Source organism: Microbacterium sp. NPDC076911 (assembly GCF_040687125.1).
Lineage (GTDB): Bacteria > Actinomycetota > Actinomycetes > Actinomycetales > Microbacteriaceae > Microbacterium.
Genome location: NZ_JBFBMP010000005.1, coordinates 282,645 through 301,120, shown reverse-complemented (window position 1 = coordinate 301,120; position 18,476 = coordinate 282,645). Strand labels below are relative to the sequence as shown.

General features: G+C 63.6%; 20 protein-coding genes. 15 read left to right on the top strand and 5 right to left on the bottom strand.

Annotated features, from left to right (window positions below; all coding sequences use genetic code 11):
* The gene (locus AB0O81_RS10300; protein WP_363583897.1) at positions 1-756 is read right to left on the bottom strand and encodes a 5-oxoprolinase subunit PxpA; all 756 of its coding nucleotides are present in this window, start codon (positions 754-756) and stop codon (positions 1-3) included.
* Positions 757-817: 61 nt separating this feature from the next.
* Between AB0O81_RS10300 and AB0O81_RS10295 the strand changes: the two genes are divergently transcribed.
* From AB0O81_RS10295 to AB0O81_RS10285, 3 genes are all read left to right on the top strand, one after another.
* The gene (locus AB0O81_RS10295; protein WP_363583895.1) at positions 818-1,684 is read left to right on the top strand and encodes a fused MFS/spermidine synthase; all 867 of its coding nucleotides are present in this window, start codon (positions 818-820) and stop codon (positions 1,682-1,684) included.
* A gap of 92 nt (positions 1,685-1,776) precedes the next feature.
* Positions 1,777-2,304, top strand: a complete 528-nt coding sequence (locus tag AB0O81_RS10290; protein WP_363583893.1) for a hypothetical protein — start codon at positions 1,777-1,779, stop codon at positions 2,302-2,304.
* A 59-nt stretch (positions 2,305-2,363) separates the two neighbouring features.
* On the top strand, positions 2,364-2,852 hold the full coding sequence (locus AB0O81_RS10285; RefSeq protein WP_363583891.1) for a SprT-like domain-containing protein: 489 nt from the start codon (positions 2,364-2,366) through the stop codon (positions 2,850-2,852).
* On the opposite strand, the gene AB0O81_RS10280 is transcribed toward AB0O81_RS10285, so the two are convergent.
* A complete protein-coding gene (locus AB0O81_RS10280; RefSeq protein ID WP_363583889.1) occupies positions 2,849-3,523 on the bottom strand; it encodes a 2-phosphosulfolactate phosphatase in 675 nt (224 codons plus the stop codon). The genes AB0O81_RS10285 and AB0O81_RS10280 overlap by 4 nt on opposite strands.
* A gap of 66 nt (positions 3,524-3,589) precedes the next feature.
* On the opposite strand from AB0O81_RS10280, the gene AB0O81_RS10275 reads away from it, so the two are divergent.
* The 8 genes from AB0O81_RS10275 (at position 3,590) to AB0O81_RS10240 (ending at position 11,563) form a co-directional block, all read left to right on the top strand.
* The gene (locus AB0O81_RS10275; protein WP_363583887.1) at positions 3,590-4,099 is read left to right on the top strand and encodes a hypothetical protein; all 510 of its coding nucleotides are present in this window, start codon (positions 3,590-3,592) and stop codon (positions 4,097-4,099) included.
* 248 nt (positions 4,100-4,347) lie between these two features.
* Positions 4,348-5,196 carry a nitrilase-related carbon-nitrogen hydrolase gene (locus tag AB0O81_RS10270; protein ID WP_363583885.1) on the top strand — a complete coding sequence of 283 codons (849 nt, stop codon included), beginning with the start codon at positions 4,348-4,350 and terminating at the stop codon, positions 5,194-5,196.
* A gap of 18 nt (positions 5,197-5,214) precedes the next feature.
* The gene (hydA, locus tag AB0O81_RS10265; protein WP_363583883.1) at positions 5,215-6,651 is read left to right on the top strand and encodes a dihydropyrimidinase; all 1,437 of its coding nucleotides are present in this window, start codon (positions 5,215-5,217) and stop codon (positions 6,649-6,651) included.
* A 101-nt stretch (positions 6,652-6,752) separates the two neighbouring features.
* Positions 6,753-7,769 carry a TIGR03842 family LLM class F420-dependent oxidoreductase gene (locus tag AB0O81_RS10260; protein WP_363583881.1) on the top strand — a complete coding sequence of 339 codons (1,017 nt, stop codon included), beginning with the start codon at positions 6,753-6,755 and terminating at the stop codon, positions 7,767-7,769.
* On the top strand, positions 7,766-8,737 hold the full coding sequence (locus tag AB0O81_RS10255) for an ABC transporter permease subunit (protein ID WP_363583879.1): 972 nt from the start codon (positions 7,766-7,768) through the stop codon (positions 8,735-8,737). Before AB0O81_RS10260 ends, AB0O81_RS10255 begins: the two co-directional genes overlap by 4 nt.
* On the top strand, positions 8,734-9,540 hold the full coding sequence (locus AB0O81_RS10250; protein WP_363583877.1) for an ABC transporter ATP-binding protein: 807 nt from the start codon (positions 8,734-8,736) through the stop codon (positions 9,538-9,540). The genes AB0O81_RS10255 and AB0O81_RS10250 overlap by 4 nt, the downstream gene beginning before the upstream one ends.
* Positions 9,541-9,557: 17 nt before the next feature.
* Positions 9,558-10,322, top strand: a complete 765-nt coding sequence (locus tag AB0O81_RS10245; protein WP_363583875.1) for an ABC transporter permease subunit — start codon at positions 9,558-9,560, stop codon at positions 10,320-10,322.
* Between the two features lie 59 nt (positions 10,323-10,381).
* Positions 10,382-11,563: an ABC transporter substrate-binding protein gene (locus AB0O81_RS10240; protein WP_363583872.1), complete on the top strand. Its 1,182-nt coding sequence runs from the start codon at positions 10,382-10,384 to the stop codon at positions 11,561-11,563.
* 67 nt (positions 11,564-11,630) lie between these two features.
* On the opposite strand, the gene AB0O81_RS10235 is transcribed toward AB0O81_RS10240, so the two are convergent.
* Complete coding sequence (locus AB0O81_RS10235) at positions 11,631-12,131, bottom strand: Lrp/AsnC family transcriptional regulator (RefSeq protein ID WP_363583870.1); 501 nt, start codon at positions 12,129-12,131, stop codon at positions 11,631-11,633.
* 104 nt (positions 12,132-12,235) lie between these two features.
* On the opposite strand from AB0O81_RS10235, the gene AB0O81_RS10230 reads away from it, so the two are divergent.
* The 3 genes from AB0O81_RS10230 to AB0O81_RS10220 all read left to right on the top strand — a co-directional run bounded on the left by AB0O81_RS10230 (position 12,236) and on the right by AB0O81_RS10220 (position 15,485).
* Positions 12,236-13,648 carry a DUF6421 family protein gene (locus AB0O81_RS10230; RefSeq protein WP_363583868.1) on the top strand — a complete coding sequence of 471 codons (1,413 nt, stop codon included), beginning with the start codon at positions 12,236-12,238 and terminating at the stop codon, positions 13,646-13,648.
* Positions 13,641-14,309, top strand: coding sequence for an SDR family NAD(P)-dependent oxidoreductase (locus AB0O81_RS10225; RefSeq protein WP_363583866.1), 669 nt, complete (start codon positions 13,641-13,643; stop codon positions 14,307-14,309). The genes AB0O81_RS10230 and AB0O81_RS10225 overlap by 8 nt, the downstream gene beginning before the upstream one ends.
* A 108-nt stretch (positions 14,310-14,417) precedes the next feature.
* Positions 14,418-15,485 carry a low specificity L-threonine aldolase gene (locus tag AB0O81_RS10220; RefSeq protein ID WP_363583864.1) on the top strand — a complete coding sequence of 356 codons (1,068 nt, stop codon included), beginning with the start codon at positions 14,418-14,420 and terminating at the stop codon, positions 15,483-15,485.
* On the opposite strand, the gene AB0O81_RS10215 is transcribed toward AB0O81_RS10220, so the two are convergent.
* On the bottom strand, positions 15,478-17,010 hold the full coding sequence (locus AB0O81_RS10215) for a hypothetical protein (protein WP_363583862.1): 1,533 nt from the start codon (positions 17,008-17,010) through the stop codon (positions 15,478-15,480). The two genes, AB0O81_RS10220 and AB0O81_RS10215, sit on opposite strands and share 8 nt — an antisense overlap.
* 147 nt (positions 17,011-17,157) lie before the next feature.
* A complete protein-coding gene (locus tag AB0O81_RS10210) occupies positions 17,158-17,742 on the bottom strand; it encodes an NUDIX hydrolase family protein (RefSeq protein ID WP_363583860.1) in 585 nt (194 codons plus the stop codon).
* Positions 17,743-17,837: 95 nt separating this feature from the next.
* On the opposite strand from AB0O81_RS10210, the gene AB0O81_RS10205 reads away from it, so the two are divergent.
* Positions 17,838-18,458: a hypothetical protein gene (locus AB0O81_RS10205; RefSeq protein WP_363583858.1), complete on the top strand. Its 621-nt coding sequence runs from the start codon at positions 17,838-17,840 to the stop codon at positions 18,456-18,458.
* Positions 18,459-18,476: the final 18 nt, after the last annotated feature.

The following is an 18,476-nucleotide window of genomic DNA, read 5'->3' as shown; positions in this document are numbered from 1 at the left end:
TCACCACGGCGCGCGCACGGCAAGGCCGTCGGCATCAAGGGCCGCCCGCACCGCACGTGCCATCGACACCGCCGCAGGCGAATCGCCGTGAACGCAGAGCGATGCCGCATCAGCGTCGATGAGGGCGCCATCGGCCGTCTCGACAACGCCCTCTCGAGCGAGTCTCACCGCTCGCGCCGCGACGTGCGCGGGATCGTCAAGCAGCGCTCCGGGCTCGCCGCGCGGTACGAGCGAGCCGTCGGCGCGGTACCCGCGGTCGAGAAAAGCTTCACGCACGAACGGCAGCCCCGCGGCCTCTGCCGCGACGCGGATCTCGCCGTCGAGACCGAGCACCGGCAGGGCACGCCCGAGCATGGATGACAGCTCGCTGATCGCGCGGGCGACAGCATCCGCCAGCTTCTTATCTGAGATCACCGCGTGATAGAGGGCTCCATGTGGTTTGACGTAGCGAATCTCGGCTCCCACGGCGACGAGGTCGGCCAGCTGGTGCGCCACGCTCGCGGCGAGCGCGTCGGACTCGATCGCCAGGGCGCTGCGCCCGAAGTTGGCGCGGTCGGGAAACGAGGGGTGGGCGCCAACGGCAACCCCAAATCGCGCAGCCCGCTCGACGGCTTCGCGCATCGACGCGCCATCACCGGCGTGACCGCCGCACGCGATGTTCGCGCTCGAGATGACAGCGAACATCGACTCGTCATCGGCGGTCGGTTGGCCGTCGACCGTCTCACCCAGGTCGGCGTTGAGATCGATCGCGCTCATGACTCCACGCTAGCCGGATCAGGCGCGCTGCGGGTGGGTACGCCACAGCTACCGTTGAGTCATGGCCCGCTCGAGAAACAACGCCCCTCCTCCGCCAGAGGCTCGGCTTCTCGACGGCACCATCGCGCGGGTGATCCCTTCGCAATACGCCGGCGGGTGGGAACTCGATGTCAACGGCACCCCACAATCACACGTTGACCTCGATGACCCCACGCACCTGCACTTCGAATACGTCGCTCGTATGGGCGCGGTGATCGATCAGCTGCGCATGCCACGCCAGCCGATCACCGCGGTGCACCTCGGCGCCGGGGCACTCACCATTCCGCGGTACATCGAGACCACCCGCCCCGGGTCACGCCAGCAGGTCATCGAGCTCGAACCCGCCCTGTGGGACCTCGTGCGCGAAAACCTTCCTCTCCCCCGTGGCGCGTCAATCCGGGTGCGGATCGGCGACGCGAGAGATGGGCTCGGGCGGCTTCCGCCGGGCATGGTCGGCGCCGCCGATCTCGTTGTGTCTGACGTGTACTCGGGGGCCCAGACACCCGCGCACTTGACCACCGTGGAGTTCTACACAGAAGCCGCGCGCTTTCTTGCGCCCGACGGAGTGCTGCTCATCAACATCGCCGACGGAGCGGGTCTCGCATTCGCACGGCGCCAGGTGGCGACCGTCTCACGCGTACTTGAGCACGTGATCATCCTCGCCGAGGTTCAGACGCTCAAGGGGCGCCGGTTTGGAAACCTCGTCGTTGCCGCGTCCCACGCGGCGCTGCCCACGGCGTGGCTGCCGCGACTCATGGCTGCGGGGCCCCACCCTGCCAAGGTCGCCGAAGGCCGCGAGGTCGATGAGTTTGCACGCGGTGCACGCATTGCCAGCGACGGCGATGCGACCGACTCGCCGAAGCCCTCGTCGACGCTGTTCGAGCGATGATCGGATGCTGCAGATCGGCGTGCCGAGCCCACGATTTCTGACCCACCGGTCACACTTGAATGGCGACCCACAGCACTGCAAAGGAGGTCAGGGTGAGCTACATCCTCGGGTACGACCCAGAGACCCTGCGTGAGAAGGTCAATCCCGCTCAGTGCCAGGAACGCCTTGACGAAATCGGCGAACAGCGCTCGCTGCCCGCCCTCCTTGAGCGGGTATGGCTGCTGAAGGTTCTCGGCCGAGCAGACGATGCTCTCGTGATCTCTGAGCAATCTGTTCGCGTGGCACGCATGGCTGGCACCCGCAAAGATCTGCTGCGGGCACGTATTCTGCACGCCTCGGTGCAGCAGGTGCGTGGGGCGTATGCCGCTGCCGAACAAGAGCTCGGCACCTGCGCAGAAGAAGCCGAAGGTCATGGCTGGGCAGGCATCGCCGCGTTTGCCTATCAGCACCGCGGCAAGGTTCACTTCGACGAGGGAAGCCTCGAGTCAGCGCGCCGCGACTTCAAGCGCGCACTTTTCTTGCGCCAGGACGCTGGCGCCCCCGACGATCAACTTGAATCGACGTTGCTCGCCATCGACACAGTAGAGCGCCGCCGCGCCGCTGAGTCGGTCGCCAGCTGAGTCGACGCTTGCACCTATTGATCGCCCAGAGTGTCGTAGGTATGTTCTAGTCTCGCGCCATGTCGGATCTAAACCGCGTGCGCCACTGGGCTGAGGCGCTGATCACCCTCCACCTGGACGACTCATGGTCGTTCAGTTTCGACAACGCAAAGCGGCGTGCCGGGCTCTGCGACTACACACGAAAACGCATCAGTGTGTCTCGCTACCTCACGGCGCGCTATGACGACGACACCAATCACCAGACGCTGCTGCACGAGGTCGCTCATGCATTGGCTGGGCCGAGCGCCGGGCATGGCACCGTCTGGAAGCGAGTCGCCCGAGATTTGGGCTACGTAGGTGGCACCACCCACAACGGTGAAACGGCGACCGATCTGGCCCCGTGGGTAGGCACCTGTCCGGCGGGGCACGTCGCCTACCGCCACCGCAAACCCACTCGGGCCGCGTCGTGCGTGAAGTGCGCGCCGCGCTATGACGAGCGTTACCTGTTCGCTTGGGTGCGCCGAGAAATCACTCCCGCAACAAAATTGGCGGCGCAGCTACCCCGCTAGCCAGCGACCTCGCCGTCGACGAAAACGCCCTCGCGCAGCACTGGCACCGCCGTCGACGCGTCGACCTCTGCCGCAGCCAGTACCTCGTCACGCAAGCCACTCGCGATGAGCTGCTGACCCGACCCTGATGCGGAAAGCAGGTGCCGCGTCGCCCCTCGCATGCCTCGAAACGCCTCGGCAGCGCACGCCGCCTCAGGTGAGGTGTGGTCGATGCCGAGTTCAGTAAGTGCATCGATGATCGCCCCCGCGCCGAGGTGATCTTCGACGGCGAAACGCAAGCCGGTTTCGCCAGCAACTCTTTCACCCGCAGCAATGACCGCAACGCTCGTGCGAGAACCACGACGAAGTTGTTCGGCCGCAACCTCGCGCGCGACAGTCGATGCATTCCGAAGGCAACCAATGACGACGAGAGAACCGGTCGCCGCCGCCAAGTCGGCCACCGCCACACCATTCATTGCGCGCGCACGTGCTGCGGAGAGCGAGACCGTCTCGCCAGCCTCGACGGCTCGAGTAGTTGTGGTCGAGAAACGCAACACGTCGACCACAATGACGATGTGCGCCGGCTCGAGGTGAGCGAGCCCCTCGACGCCCCATTCACACCGCACTTGGTAGCGGTGTTGATCGAAGAAGGAGTCGTCGGTAGCGCCCCCTGGCGTCGCAGAATCTTGCACCCACCGAGCCTAATCTCTCGAGTGCGTGCGATCGAAGACAGCAAACTAAGTGCAACACTGGAACGCATGCGGATCATGCTCAAGCTCGTCATCGACTGCGATGCGGATGCCGCGTGGCGCGCACTTCACTCTCCGCGGGCAGTGGCTGAGCTCTATGGCCCGATGGTTGACATGTCGCCGCTTGAGACCAAGGGGCTCCCGACGACCTGGGAACCAGGTGCCGACGTCGCCGTGCAACTCGCCGCGTTCGGCCAGATCCCGATGGGGCGCCAGTTCATCAGCGTGAGCGAGCGCTTCGTCGATGAACCTGCCGGCAGAGTGCGCATCTTCCGCGACACCGGCATTCCCCTCACCGGTCCGCTTGCCTCACTCGATGTGTGGGACCACCAGATGGCAATCTCTCCCGCTCCGGGCGACCCCTCCAAAACGCTATGGCGCGATCGTCTCGTTATCGGTGGGGCATCTGCGCCTGTGCTGTGGCCGGTGCTGTGGACAACATGGCAGTGGCGCGCCGCGCGCATTCGTGCTCTTGCGCCGAGTTGGGCGCATGACCCCGCGCCCGCATCACAGGACTAACTCTTCCCCCGCCGCTGAGATCGGTGCGGTGAGAGCCCCCGGCGGCTGCGCTTCGGGCGCAGCATCCATTCGCGTATCGATCACCCCCGGGGTCTTGCCCTGCATCGCTTGCAGGCTTTACTGTCACGACACAGGCCGAAACCGCTGAGAAATGTGGGGGCTGTTTGATCGGGTATGCAGGGAGGCCACCCCGACCCTCCCTCTCGGCGGCAGATACAAATGCTCGCTCGAGCATGGACGGAGAGACAATGACGACGGTACGTGCGGCGATTACGCAGACAAAGTGGACTGGCGACAAGGAGTCGATGCTCGACAAACACGAGCAATTCGCTCGGGATGCTGCCGCCGAAGGCGCACAGGTCATCTGCTTTCAGGAACTCTTCTATGGGCCGTACTTCGGTATCACCCAAGACAAGAAGTACTACGAGTACGCCGAGCCCGTCGATGGTCCAACCGTCACCCGCTTTGCGGCACTCGCCAAAGAACTCAATATGGTGATGGTGCTGCCGATCTATGAAGAGCAGCAGACCGGCGTGTACTACAACACCGCTGTTGTGGTGGATGCTGACGGCACCGTGCTTGGCAGCTATCGCAAGCAGCACATTCCGCAGGTGGAGAAGTTCTACGAGAAGTTTTACTTCAAGCCCGGCAACCTCGGCTACCCCGTCTTCGACACCGCTGTCGGCAAGGTCGGCGTCATCATTTGCTACGACCGCCACTTTCCTGAGGCGTGGCGAATGCTCGGACTCAACGGCGCCCACCTCGCGTTCAACCCGAACGCGACCAAGCCCGGTCTATCAAACCGTCTGTGGGAGGTCGAACAGCCCGCCGCTGCCGTCGCAAACGGCTACTTCGTGCTCGCACCCAACCGCGTCGGCCTCGAAGACAACGAGTACGGCGACGAGGCAGTCAATTTCTATGGCAAGAGCCAGATCGTTGACCCCCGAGGAAACTACGTCGGAGAGATGGGTTCGGGTGAGCACGAAGAGCTGCTCATTCGCGATCTTGAGATGGACCTCGTTCGCCAGATGCGCGACGACTGGCAGTTCTACCGTGATCGCCGGCCCGATGGCTATGGCGAAATCAGCGCGCTGTAAAACAAGGGAGCAGACACCATGGCAACCACACTCATCAAAGGCGGCACGGTCGTGTCGGCGACAGGTCGCGGCAAAGCCGACGTTCTGATCGACGGCGAAACCATCATCGCGGTACTGCAGCCAGGCTCAGCCCTGCTCGGCACCGACATTTCTGCGGCAGTCGACACGGTCGTCGACGCCACCGGAAAGTACGTGATCCCCGGCGGCATCGACGCACACACGCATATGCAGTTGCCGTTCGGCGGCACCGAGGCATCAGACACCTTCGAGAGCGGCACCCGTGCTGCGGCGTGGGGCGGCACGACGAGCATCATCGACTTCGCCGTGCAGACGTATGGGCAGAAGATCCAAGACGGCCTTGCCGCGTGGCATGAAAAGGCCGCGGGCAACTGCGCTATCGACTATGGCTTTCACCAGATCGTCGGCGACGTCAACGACGAGTCGCTGCTGGCGATGCGCTCGCTCGTTGACGAAGGCATCTCGAGCTTCAAACTCTTCATGGCCTACCCCGGAGTGTTCTACTCCGACGACGCGCAGATCCTCAAGGCGATGCAGCTGTCGCGCGACACCGGCATGATGACGATGATGCACGCGGAAAATGGTCCCGCCATCGACGTGCTCGCCGCCCAGCTCATCGAACAAGGCAAATCCGACCCGTTCTACCACGGGGTCGCACGCGCCTGGGAGATGGAAGAAGAAGCCACCCACCGCGCCATCATGCTGGCCAAGCTCACCGGGGCACCGCTGTACATCGTGCACGTGAGCGCGAAGCAAGCGGTCGGCCAGGTGGCATGGGCTCGCGACGCCGGTCAAAACGTCTTCGCTGAGACCTGCCCGCAATACCTGTACATGTCATTGGAAGACCAGCTCGGCGCGACGAGCGAGAAGTACGGACACTTTGAGGGTGCCAAGTTCGTCTGCTCGACCCCGCTGCGCTCACACGAAGAGGGCCACCAAGACGCCATGTGGCAGGCGCTGCGCACGAACGACCTTCAGATGGTCTCCACCGATCACTGCCCGTTCTGCATGAAGGATCAGAAGGAACTCGGTCTCGGCGACTTCCGCAAGATCCCCAATGGCATCGGCTCGGTCGAACACCGCATGGACCTGATGTATCAAGGCGTTGTCACCGGAAAGATCACGCTCGAGCGTTGGGTGGAGCTCACCTCGACGACGCCCGCGCGCATGTTCGGTCTCTACGGGAAGAAGGGCGTCATCGCCCCGGGCGCCGACGGTGACGTGGTCGTCTACGACCCGAACGGTCACACCTCAATCGGCTACGACAAGACGCACCACATGAACATGGATCACTCCGCGTGGGAGGGCTATGAGGTAGACGGTCACGTCGACACGGTCATCTCACGAGGCAAAGTTGTCGTCAACGATGGCCAGTACCTGGGCCAGAAGGGTGATGGCCAGTTCCTCAAGCGGGGCTTGTCGCAGTACCTGACGTAAACCTGCATCGCTTGCGCGCCGTCAGCGCTACTCGACCGGCGGTGCACGTCACACAGGCGGCACTTGCAGCATCCGCATTGAAGACCTTTAAGGAACACACCATGGATTTCGGAGTCGTCCTCCAAACCAACCCGCCCGCCGCACGCACGGTGCAGCTGGCGAAGCTCGCCGAAGCACACGGATTCAGCCACGTCTGGACGTTCGACTCGCATCTGCTCTGGCAGGAGCCTTACGTGATCTACTCGGCAATCCTCGCCGAGACGAACCGCGTCACCGTCGGTCCATTCGTCACGAACCCTGCCACACGTGACTGGACCGTTACCGCCTCGATCTTCGCCACCCTCAACGAGATGTACGGCAACCGCACCGTATGTGGCATCGGCCGTGGCGACTCGGCCGTGCGCGTCACCAACGGCAAGCCGGTGACTATGAGCGAACTGCGGGAGTCAATCCACGTCATTCGCGAGCTAGCCAACTCGCGCGCCGTGGAATACAAGGGCGCGACGCTGCAATTTCCTTGGAGCCGCGGTTCCGAACTCGAGGTGTGGGTTGCCGCGTATGGTCCGATGGCGCTCAAGCTCACCGGTGAAGTCGGCGACGGCTTCATTCTGCAGCTGGCAGACGTCGACATCGCCGCGTGGATGATCAAGACGGTCAAAGATGCTGCGGCTGCCGCTGGACGCGACCCCGAATCGATCGCCTTCTGCGTTGCCGCCCCCATGTACATCGGCGACGATCGCGAGCACATGCGCGAGCAGTGTCGCTGGTTCGGCGGAATGGTCGGCAATCACGTTGCTGACATCGTCGCGAAGTACGGCATGCACGGCGACGTCCCCGAAGCGCTGACGAACTACATCGCTGGCCGCACCGGCTATGACTACAACTCGCACGGCAAATCGGGCAACGAGCACACGGACTTCGTGCCAGACGAAATCATCGACCGTTTCTGCGTTCTCGGCACTGCCGAAGAGCACATCGCCAAACTCGAGCAGCTCAAGGCGCTCGGGGTCACCCAGTTCGCGGGCTATCTGCAGCACGACAACAAAGAAGAGACCATGCGGGTCTACGGCGAAACCGTGATTCCGGCTCTTTCGAGCCACGTGACGGCGAAGGCATGACGGCGGGCCCCCCGGGCGATACCGCGGTTTTCGCCGAAACCGCGACGGCAGTCGCGCGCCCGGCGAAACCCAAGCGTTCTTTTCCCGCGTCGAGATGGGCGTGGGGTGCACTCGGCATCATCGCCGTCATGGCGATCTGGGAGTTGTACAAATGGCTCGGCCCCGAAGACGGCGTGATCATCTTCGGCGTCGCCGGTGACGACCAAAGCGGTCTGCGCATTCTTCCCCGTACCCACGATCGGGCGATGCCCCATATCTGGACGATGTGGGAGCGCCTCTTTGAGCCGACCGGCGGTACCGATACCCCACCGCTGTGGTTCGCTGTCGCGGGCGCGGCTCTCGTCACCCTGGGAATCGCGGCGGTCGGTTGGCTCATGGGCGTCGTGGTCGGTCTCGCCCTCGCACTTGTCATGCAGCGCTGGCGTCTCGCCGAATGGGGACTGCTGCCCTGGATCATCGTGTCGCAGACCGTGCCACTCATCGCCTTCGCGCCACTGGTGGCAAGTATCGGAACACAGATAGACCGTGGCGGTTTTCCTTGGCCGCAATGGCTTTCGATCGCAGTGATCGCCTCGTATCTGGCATTCTTCCCGGTAGCCATTGGCGCTCTGCGCGGTCTCACCTCACCCGACGCGATTCACCTCGACCTGATGCGCAGCTATGGCGCGGGGTATCGCGCGACATTGAGGTCACTGCGCCTGCCCGCATCCGTTCCCTATCTCTTGCCCGCCCTGCGTCTTGCCGCTGCCAATGCGGTCGTCGGCGCCGTGGTGGCAGAAGTCTCCATCGGCATGCGCGGAGGCCTTGGTCGCATGCTCATTCAGTTCGCCGGCCAAGCCTCGAGCGATCCCGCAATTCCGTGGGCCCCCATTTTCGGCGCCGTCCTTCTCGGACTCATCGCCGCCGGTTCCGTCGCCCTGCTCGGCGCGAGCCTGACGCCATACCGCAGAGGAGAAGCCACCATATGACCTCCCCCACCGCTAACGCACCCGCTGTTCACGTCGCGGGCGTCACACGTGAGTTCGCCACCAAGACCACCACGGTGCACGCTCTCGCCGGCGTCGACCTCGATGTCGCGGCGGGTGAGTTCATCTCACTCATTGGTCCGTCTGGATGCGGCAAGTCAACGCTGATGCGATTGATCGCCGACCTTGATCAGCCCACCGCTGGCACGATCGAGGTATTCGGAAAACCTGCCGCCCGCGCACGGCTCGATCAGGACTATGGCATCGCCTTTCAGCAGGCGGGCCTGCTGCCGTGGCGCACTGTTGAAGCCAATATGGCACTGCCACTTGAGTTGCACGGAATCGCTCCGGCAAAGCGCAAGGCGCGGGTCGCAGACCTTGCCGCGATGGTCGGACTCTCGGACTTCACCGAGCACTACCCCGACCAACTCTCGGGCGGAATGCAGCAGCGCGTCGCGATTGCTCGTGCCCTTGCCGAAGACGCGAAGCTGCTGCTGATGGATGAGCCTTTCGGCGCACTCGACGAGATGACACGCGAGCGCATGCAAACGGAGCTTGCCCGCATTGCCGCCGACACCGGTGCTGCTGTGGTCTTCGTCACGCACTCCATTCCCGAGGCAGTGTTTCTCTCTGAGCGTGTCGTGGTCATGTCGGCGCGACCCGGTCGCATCGCCGAGATCGTCGAGGTGCCACTCGGCGAAGCGCGCACTGAATCGCTGCGCGAAGCGCCCGAGTTCTTTGAGCGAGTCACCGCGGTGCGCGAAGCGCTGCACGGCGCCCCCACCGAACGGGCGAACGAACGGTGAGCATGCAGCAAGCGCCCATGCGCACACGAGATCAGGTGCTGCGCATCGCTGCGCCCATCACCTTCGGCGCGCTGGTGCTCATCCTCTGGCAGCTGCTGGTCGAAGTCGCTCAGGTGACCCCACGCATGCTTCCCAGCCCCACGGCGATCGTCGATGCGCTCATCACGCACTGGGGCATCATTTTGGAAGACGCGATCATCACCGGCGGCAACGCGCTCGTCGGTCTGGTGTGCGGCAGCATCCTGGCGATCATCGCGGCGGGCATTGCCGCGTGGGCGCGGCCGATCGATGCGATGGCGGCCCCTGTTGTCGCGGCGATCGCGGTGGTGCCCATCGTTGCCCTCACTCCCCTGTTCAACACGATGTTCGGAGCATCCAGCCAGTTCGGCCGCCAGGCCATCGCGGGAATCGCAGCCTTCGTGCCGGTGTACCTGAACATGCTGCGCGGACTACGCCAGGCACGCCCTGTGCAGCGCGACCTGTTTCGCGCGTATGCGGCGAGCGGATCGCAATCGTTTCGCAAGCTCACCCTGCCGACGTCACTGCCGTATCTGACCATCGGCATTCGCATCGCGAGCTCGCTCGCCGTCATCTCGGCGCTCGTCGCCGAGTACTTCGGCGGCCCCGCCGACGGTATTGGCACGGCGATCGCGACCATGGCCAAGAGCGGCAATGCCGCGCTCGCGTGGGCCTACGTTTTCGCCGGCATAGTGATCGGCCTCATCTTCTTCCTCGCCACGGTGCTACTCGAGCGCCTTACGGCCAGGCGGATCCCGGGCTAACCCGGAAGCGGTAACAGCGGTAGCACCTTGCACCACCCACCATCACGAAGGGAAACACCATGCGACACAGCAAACGGCGCGGGCTCCTGCTCGCTTCAGCAGCAACAGCAACCGTCCTCGCGCTTTCAGCGTGCAGTGCATCAACATCCGAGTCGACCGACTCCACCGATTCGGGTGACTTCGAGCCGATCACCGACCTCTCGCTACAGCTGCAGTGGTTGCCGCAGGCACAGTTCGCCGGCTACTACGCCGCCCAAGAGCTTGGCTACTTCGAGGAAGAGGGTTTCGACTCGGTCGAGATCATCCCCTCTGGTGGCGACATCGTGCCGCAGGATGCTCTCATCGCGGGCGACGTCGACTTCGCCGTGGCATGGGTGCCGAAGGTTCTCGGCACCATCGAGGCAACGGGTGTTGAGCTGACGAATATCGCGCAGATCTTCGAGCGCTCCGGCACGCTTCAGGTTTCGTGGGCAGACGACGACATCACATCGGTCGCTGACTTCGAGGGCAAGCGCATCGGCTCGTGGGGCTTCGGCAACGAGTGGGAGATCTTCGCGGCTATGGCTGACGAGGGACTCGACTCGCAGAGCGTGTCGATCACGACACAGGACTTCTCCATGAACGCGCTCCTTGATGGAGACGTGGATGCAGCGCAGGCAATGACCTACAACGAGCTTGCGCAGGTGCTCGAGACGATTGACCCCGAGACCGGCGAGCTCTACACGATGGACGACCTGTCGATCGTGTCGTACGAAGACACTGCGGGCGCCATGCTTCAAGACGCCATCTGGGCTGACACCGAGCGTCTCGAAAGCGACCCGGCATACGCCGACGCTGCCGAGCGCTTCTTGAAGGCCGTCGTCAAGGGTTGGGTCTACGCCCGCGACAACACCGAAGCCGCCGCAGAGCTCGTCTGGGACGTAGCCTCGAACGCAGAAGCCGCCTTCCCGGTGGGCCCGACACACCAGCTGTGGCAGACCAACGAGACCAACAAGCTGATCTGGCCTTCATCCGCCGGAATCGGCATTGTTGACTCGGCCGCTTGGGATCAGACAGTCGCCGGTGCACTGGCCGCGACTAACCAGGACGGCCTCAACCTGATCACCGCCGACCCGCCCGCATCGGCGTACGACAACACGTACATCGAAGCAGCGCTTGAAGCGCTCTCCGCTGACGGCGTAGACGTCGAGGGTGCTGACTTCACCCCGATCGAGGTCACTCTCACCGAGGGCGGCCAGTAGCAGCATCCATTCGGCGGGCCGGGCACCTTTTGGTCGCCCGGCCCGCCGTGTGCTTGGTGGAGCGAGATCACCTCGTCGCCCGTGCGGCTCGCCCGGCCAGAATGGGGCGGTTCTCGTAGAACGTTTGCAGCACGACGGTGGTGCGGGTGTTGACCGACGCCGCGACACGGATATCACGGATCAGCACTTCGAGGTCGCGCGGTGTGGGCACCCTCACGAACAGCATGTAGCTTGCGTCACCCGCCGTCGAGTGACATGCCTCGATGGCCGAGAGGTGCTCAAGCAGCTCGGGCGCGTTGTCGGGCTGTGCCGGGTCAAGCGGCGTGATCTCAATGAATGCCGACAGCGGACGCCCTACTGCCTCGGCATCGACCGTGGCGCGATAGCCGGTGATCACTCCGCGGGACTCCAACCGACGCAGCCGCGCTTGCACCGCCGAGGTCGAGAGCCCCGTCGCCTCCGAGAGTTCGGCGAGCGTCGCACGGCCGTTGCTAGACACCTCTCGCACTATGCGCAGGTCTGTCTGGTCTTCAAGACGGGATGTGCCTGATTGCTCGATCGACGTCATGTACCGAGGCTATCAGTCGTGGCCGGATACTTTCCTGTCTTTTGGTGTTGTAGCGAGATAACTTCCCGTAGACTTCCTCCAACTCAGACGAACGGAGGTTCAACATGCCCATCACCACTGCCCTCACTACGCAAGAGATCGTCGGCGAACCCGAGGTCGTCGAAGACTCGGCCGCCTGGCTGAACCTCAAGGCCGCCGCCACCGCCCTACAGTCTCTGCAGGTGCAGGACGGCTCGATCCCGGATGCTGCGAACCACCCCAGCGCACGTGCGCACGTCGACACCATCGTCGAGGCAATTGGCACGCTGAGTCCGCGGTTCCCCCACGATGCCGACTATCTGGCAGCCTCCATTGCTGACTTTCAGCGCTGGACTGACAGCTCATTTGGTGTGCCTGACTTCTTGGACTCACTCAACGCCTTTCAACCGCAACAGCACCGCATCGACGGACTGCGCCACCTGGTCATCTTTCCGATGTACACCCAGAACGGCTCACGCAACCGTTTCGTTGAAGCGCTGCTGGTCGAAGTCATCTGGCCCGAATTCATCGCGCAACTCGAAATCGAATACACCAACCGCCTGTTCGTCTCACTGCGACTGATCGATTTCACCCCCGGCTATGAGACCAACTCGGCGGTGTTGTTCCCTGAAACCGTCGCGATGCGTGAGATTCCCACGTTCACGTGGGGGGCGATCTTCCAAGACCGCGAGGCCGCGCGCTACCGTCGCGTGGTGCGCGCTGCTGCCGACATCACAAAGCTCGACTTGCCCGCCGATGCCGCACGCATGCTCGGCGATCAGCAGCTCGCCGAACGCACCTTCGTGATGTGGGACATCATTCACGATCGCACCCACATGCGTGGCGACCTGCCGTTCGATCCGTTCATGATCAAACAGCGCATGCCGTACTTCTTGTATTCGCTCGAAGAGTTGCGTTGCGACCTCACCGCATTCCGGGAGTGCGTCGCAATCACGCAGCGTTTGCGAGCACGGGTTGAGGCGGGCGAAGAGTTGGATGCTGCCGAGACTGAGACACTCGAGCAGGCCGTGCTTGTGCAGTACGCCGTCATCTTCGACCGCATCTTCCGCTTCGCGATCACCGGCACTCGCGTGCGTAACTACGACGCTGTCGGCGGTCAGCTGCTCTTCGCCTGGCTGCACCAGCGTGACGTGCTGCATTGGACCGACACCGCACTCACGTTCGACTGGGCAGACGTACCCGCCGCAGTCGTGGCGCTCGGCGACGCGATCGACGAGCTCTACTGGAAGTCGATCGATCGCCCCAAGGTTGCCCATTGGCTTGCCGCGTACGAGCTCGTCAGTGCCACGCTCGCGCCGAACCCCGCGTCTGCGTGGGCTCGGGGCCTGCCAATCGACGTGCTCGCGGGGCCGCCCAAGGGCTACACGGATGCCGTGCTTGACGATGAATTCCCGCTGTCGATGTTCTTCGAGGCGCTTGAGAAGAAGATGCGCCCTGTGATCGAATCCACGGCGGGCATCAGGGCGTCGGATGCCTGAATCCGGCGTAGCCAGTCGCACGGTCATCCTCGCTGGGGGCACGAGCGAAGCAGGGCGTGCCGTGGCGCGCGCCCTGCTTCGCTGCGATGCTCGCGTGATCGTTGTGGGGCGCGATCAGGCTCGACTAGATCAGGTGGCCGATGAAATACCCGGCGTCGCAACAGAGGCATGCGATCTCACCGACGAGGCGGCAGTGCTCGCCTTGGCGCAGCGAGTCGGACCAGTCGACGGCGTCATTCATCTCGTCGGCGGGTGGCGCGGCGGCGGCGGTCTTGACGGACAGAACGAAGCAGACTATCGATTTCTCGAAGCCGGATTCACCTCCCTGCGCCATGTCAGTCGCGCATTTGACGGCGACCTGCGCGCCTCGACGGCTGGACGAATGGCAATCGTGTCTTCCACCGCTACGTCGCGCCCGCTCGCGGGTGGAGCGAACTACGCGGCTGTCAAGGCTGCAAGTGAGGCGTGGGCGCGCGCCGTTGCGCAGGGCTTTGCAAAAGCAGCACGAGACGGACACACGCCGCTCGCGGCAGCATCCGTGGTTTTTCGGGTCACGTCACTCGCCGGCTTCGAGCAGGATCTTGCCGACGCAATCGTCGAATTGTGGAATGCCCCAGCAACCGACATCAACGACACCGTTGTCGCCCTTGAGCGTAACTAACTCAATCTGCACGGCGGAAACGGGCAGTTTCACGATCGCGCAGGTTCGCCGGGCGGCGCCCATGCGCCCAGACTGAGTTGCGCACCTTCAGCACTAGATTGGAACCTTGTGAGCACGTTGCACGACACCAACATCCGCGGATTCGCTTCCGATAACTACTCCGGCATCCACCCCGAGGTGCTCGCGGCTATCGCCGCGGCAAATCAGGGACACCAGGTCGCCTACGGCGAAGACGTCTATACCGCTCGGCTACAAGAGGTCTTCACGCACCACTTCGGCGAAGGCGTCGAGGCGTTTCCCGTTTTCAACGGCACCGGTGCGAACGTGATCGGCCTGCAGTCGATGCTCCCCCGGTGGGGCGCGGTCATCGCAGCATCCACCGCCCACATCAACGTCGACGAGGGCGGTGCCCCCGAGCGCGTCGCCGGTATCAAGCTGCTGACTGTGCCGACCGACGATGGCAAGCTCACCACCGATCTCATCGACCGTGAGGCCTGGGGGTGGGGCGACGAGCACCGTGCGCAACCGCTCGTGGTGTCAATTACACAGTCGAGCGAGTTGGGCACCCTCTATACGCCCGACGAAGTGCGAACTATCGCCGATCACGCACACGCGCGCGGAATGCGTCTGCACATGGACGGAGCGCGTATTGCGAACGCGGCAGCGGCACTCGCGGTTCCGGTGCGTGAGTTCACCCGTGATGCTGGCGTCGACGTGCTGAGCTTCGGCGGCACGAAGAACGGGGCCATGCTCGGCGAAGCAGTTGTGGTGCTTGATCCGGCAGCCTCCGAGGGGCTGCGTTTTCTTCGCAAGCTGAACATGCAGCTCGCAAGCAAAATGCGATTCGTCTCCGCGCAGCTGATTGCCCTGCTCGAGGGCGATCTGTGGCTGCGCAACGCCTCGCACGCGAACGCCATGGCACAGCGGCTGCGCTCTGGCGTCGAGGCGGGGCTCGCCGAAGGCAAGATTCGCGGCGTCGGCTTCACCCAACAAACACAGGCCAACGGCGTATTCGCGACGCTCCCCGACGGGGTCGCCGACCGCCTGCGCGAGTCGTTCCGCTTCTATGACTGGGATGCTGCTCGCAACGAAGTGCGCTGGATGTGCTCGTTCGACACCACCGAAGACGACATCGACGCGTTTATCACCGCGATCGCCCGCGAAACGACTAGTTAGCGGGCGACGTCTCGTCGCCGCCGTCAGCTTCGTCGCCGCCGTGCTCTTCGGTGGCTTCCACCTCCGTGTGCTCCTCGTGCTCGACGACCTCGGGCTGCTCGTCTGAGCCGTCGGTTTCGGTGACCTCGGCGCCATCAGCGTGCTCAACGCCATCGGCGTTCTCCGAGTCGGTCGCCTCGGCGTTCTCCGAGTCGGTCGCCTTGTCGGTCGCTGGCTCGGAGTCGCCGGCGCCACCGAAGGCTCCGTCCGGGCGAATCAACTCTTTCACTTCTGACATGAAGCTCGTGAGTTGGTGCTGCTGCCAGCGCAGCTGACGCGTGCGATCCTCTGCGTCACGAAGCACCGACTGCGAGTGCTCCGTCACCGTATCGATGATGCTCTGCGCCTTCGTGTGCGCTCGTTCCAGTGTCGCGTGGGCTCGCACTTGCGCGTCCGCTTCGATCTGCTGAGCCTGCGCACGCATCAATCGTTCGAAATCATCCGCCTTCAAGGCGACGCGCTGAGAGTGCTCGAGCGAGGCAGCGACCTGCTCGTTAGCGTCTTGGGTGATGCGATCGGCGTGGGCTACTGCTTGATTGTGCAGCAGCAGAAACTCTTGCTGCGCGTCGTCTTGGCGCCGGGTGAGTGACTCTTCGAATTCGAGGGCCCGCACTCGCAACTCGCGCACCGCGTCTTCGGCCTCAGCGCGAGCCTCTGCGGTCTCTCGAGCCACCATTGAGCGCAACGCTGCCGCGCCCTTCTCTGCCTCGGTGCGAATGACTGCCGCCTCCTGCTCGGCCTGCGACACCTGTTCAGCTGCCCGAGCGGCTTCTCGTTCGATGCGCGTCTGGTGCGCGGTGAACTCCGTATCGATGCGCAACCGCACCTGCTGTGCATCGTGCTGCGCGTGCGAGAGGATTGCCTCGGCCTCAGCCTTGGTTTCTTTCTGGCGGTTCTCGATCTCTTCGCGGGCTGCCGCGATCAGACGCTCACCTTGCACCGTAGCGTTGCGCAACAGCACGCTGGCTTGGTCTTCGGCGACTCGAAGCACTTCTTCGAACTGGTGCCGATTAGAGGTCTCTTCGGGCGCAGAGACGAGTTCGTCGCTCAGCGCTTGGATGCGATTCTCTGCATCCGTCACCTGAGCTTGGGCGGCGGTCAACTCCGCCTCAAGCTGGGCGACACGGTCGCGAGTTTCAGCTATTGCGTCATCGGTCTCTTGCTTGGCGCGCTCAGCGACCGTGCGGTTCTCTTCATTCGCGGCATCCAATTCTGCCTGCAGACGCTCGATTTCAGACTCGCTCTGCGCATTCATCGCACCGGCCCGGCGCTGGCGCTCTTTGAGCACCTCGACCTGCTCTGCCTGCACGCGCAGTCGCTCGTTGAGTTCGGTCACATTGGTGTCGACTTCGTCTTTGTCGTAGCCACGGAAAGCGGTCGTGAACGTCGGCCCATTGCCCGTGCGCATCGGCGCAACAATCAGTTCGTCGAACGACTTTGCGTTCTCGTCGACGTTCGAGCTGTCAGAATCGGCATGATCAGCCATGGCGCCTCTTTCACGGAGGTAGGCGCAGCGAAAGAACTGCGCATCGGTACCCCGACACTACCCGGGCTCACTATGTGAAGACGCCCGGATTCAGCCGATATTCACAGCAGCGAAACGCCGCTTTTACGCAATGATGCTCGCGCTGGATCAGCGAAGCGCACCAACGCTCGCGAGGGCCAAACGGATCAGTGTTCCGCGACCACCTTCCATCTCATCGGCGAGCGCGTCGGTCGCTGCTTCCTCGGGGGTCATCCATGTCACCTCGAGCGCATCCTGTCGTGGCTCGCACGTGCCGGTGACGGGCACGACGAAGGCAAGCGACACCGCGTGCTGGCGGTCGTCGTGAAACGCGCTCACCCCGGGAATGGGAAAGTACTCGGCGACGGTGAACGGGCTCGGTTGCGGGGGCAGCAGCGGAAAGGCCATGGGCCCGAGGTCGTTCTCGAGGTGGCGAAACAGAGCGTCGCGCACGGTTTCGCCGTAGCGAACCCGCCCCGACACGATGGTGCGGGTCATCTCACCCATGGGAGTTGCTCGCAACAGGATGCCGACCTCGGTGACCTGACCCATCCCGTCAACTCGCACCGGTATGCCTTCGACGTACAGCATCGGCATGCGACGTCGCGTTTCAGCCAGTTCTACTTCGCTGAGCCAACCCGGGTTCGAGTTTCCTGCGGGCTGGCCGAATGGCTCGTCACCGGTGGGCTCTGGGTCTGGAGTGCGAACGGACATGCTTCCTGTATACCCTCTCGGACGAGCCGCTGCCCGACTGGCTGACTGTGTGCGCAGAAGTAAGTATCCTCATCTCAGCGCAGAAAGGCCTCGACATGACCGAAACCGAACAGAGCCGCATCAGCAAGATTCAAGACGTCGTCGCCGTCTTCGTGCTCTCAATCACGGCCGTTCTCACCGCATGGTGTGGTTTCGAGTCATCAAAGTGGGGCGGAGAGATGTCCATCGCTTTCAGCGAGGCCTCCTCGGCGCGTATCCAGTCGGTGGCGGCTGAGGGCGAAGCGCGCGATCAGCGCCAGTTCGACCTCACGATCTACAGCCAGTGGGTAGTGGCCGTGGCCGACGGTAACGATCAGTTGGCTGTCTACATTGAAGAGCGCTTCGCACCGGAGTTCGCCGTCGCGTTCGAAGCGTGGCAAGCCGATGGCATGGCCGAGAATGGACCTTTCGGCAACGAGGCATATGTTCTGCCTGCCGCACTCGAAGCGGCAGACCTCTCAGCAAGAGCAGATCAGAAGTTCGCCGAGGCTCTCGAGAACAACCAGCGCGGTGACAACTATTCGCTCTTGACGGTGCTGTTCGCCCTCGTGCTGTTCCTGACCGCGATGTCGCAGCGCGACGTGAAGACCTGGATCGGACGAGCGTTCCTGAGCATGGCCATCGTCGTAGCGGTCGTGGGCATCGGCATTCTGGTGACCTTCCCGGTTCGTATCTGATCGCCGCGGATCCGTCGG

Excerpts from the sequence above, each read along its gene's own strand:
- AB0O81_RS10205 (WP_363583858.1), top strand. The coding sequence starts at position 17,838 with ATGACCGAAACCGAACAGAGCCGCATCAGCAAGATTCAAGACGTCGTC.
- AB0O81_RS10250 (WP_363583877.1), top strand. The coding sequence starts at position 8,734 with ATGACCTCCCCCACCGCTAACGCACCCGCTGTTCACGTCGCGGGCGTC.
- AB0O81_RS10270 (WP_363583885.1), top strand. The coding sequence starts at position 4,348 with ATGACGACGGTACGTGCGGCGATTACGCAGACAAAGTGGACTGGCGAC.
- AB0O81_RS10285 (WP_363583891.1), top strand. The coding sequence starts at position 2,364 with ATGTCGGATCTAAACCGCGTGCGCCACTGGGCTGAGGCGCTGATCACC.
- AB0O81_RS10255 (WP_363583879.1), top strand. The coding sequence starts at position 7,766 with ATGACGGCGGGCCCCCCGGGCGATACCGCGGTTTTCGCCGAAACCGCG.
- AB0O81_RS10240 (WP_363583872.1), top strand. The coding sequence starts at position 10,382 with ATGCGACACAGCAAACGGCGCGGGCTCCTGCTCGCTTCAGCAGCAACA.
- AB0O81_RS10275 (WP_363583887.1), top strand. The coding sequence starts at position 3,590 with ATGCGGATCATGCTCAAGCTCGTCATCGACTGCGATGCGGATGCCGCG.
- AB0O81_RS10260 (WP_363583881.1), top strand. The coding sequence starts at position 6,753 with ATGGATTTCGGAGTCGTCCTCCAAACCAACCCGCCCGCCGCACGCACG.
- AB0O81_RS10225 (WP_363583866.1), top strand. The coding sequence starts at position 13,641 with ATGCCTGAATCCGGCGTAGCCAGTCGCACGGTCATCCTCGCTGGGGGC.
- AB0O81_RS10215 (WP_363583862.1), bottom strand. The coding sequence starts at position 17,010 with ATGGCTGATCATGCCGATTCTGACAGCTCGAACGTCGACGAGAACGCA.
- AB0O81_RS10235 (WP_363583870.1), bottom strand. The coding sequence starts at position 12,131 with ATGACGTCGATCGAGCAATCAGGCACATCCCGTCTTGAAGACCAGACA.
- hydA (WP_363583883.1), top strand. The coding sequence starts at position 5,215 with ATGGCAACCACACTCATCAAAGGCGGCACGGTCGTGTCGGCGACAGGT.
- AB0O81_RS10245 (WP_363583875.1), top strand. The coding sequence starts at position 9,558 with ATGCGCACACGAGATCAGGTGCTGCGCATCGCTGCGCCCATCACCTTC.
- AB0O81_RS10230 (WP_363583868.1), top strand. The coding sequence starts at position 12,236 with ATGCCCATCACCACTGCCCTCACTACGCAAGAGATCGTCGGCGAACCC.
- AB0O81_RS10210 (WP_363583860.1), bottom strand. The coding sequence starts at position 17,742 with ATGTCCGTTCGCACTCCAGACCCAGAGCCCACCGGTGACGAGCCATTC.
- AB0O81_RS10295 (WP_363583895.1), top strand. The coding sequence starts at position 818 with ATGGCCCGCTCGAGAAACAACGCCCCTCCTCCGCCAGAGGCTCGGCTT.
- AB0O81_RS10300 (WP_363583897.1), bottom strand. The coding sequence starts at position 756 with ATGAGCGCGATCGATCTCAACGCCGACCTGGGTGAGACGGTCGACGGC.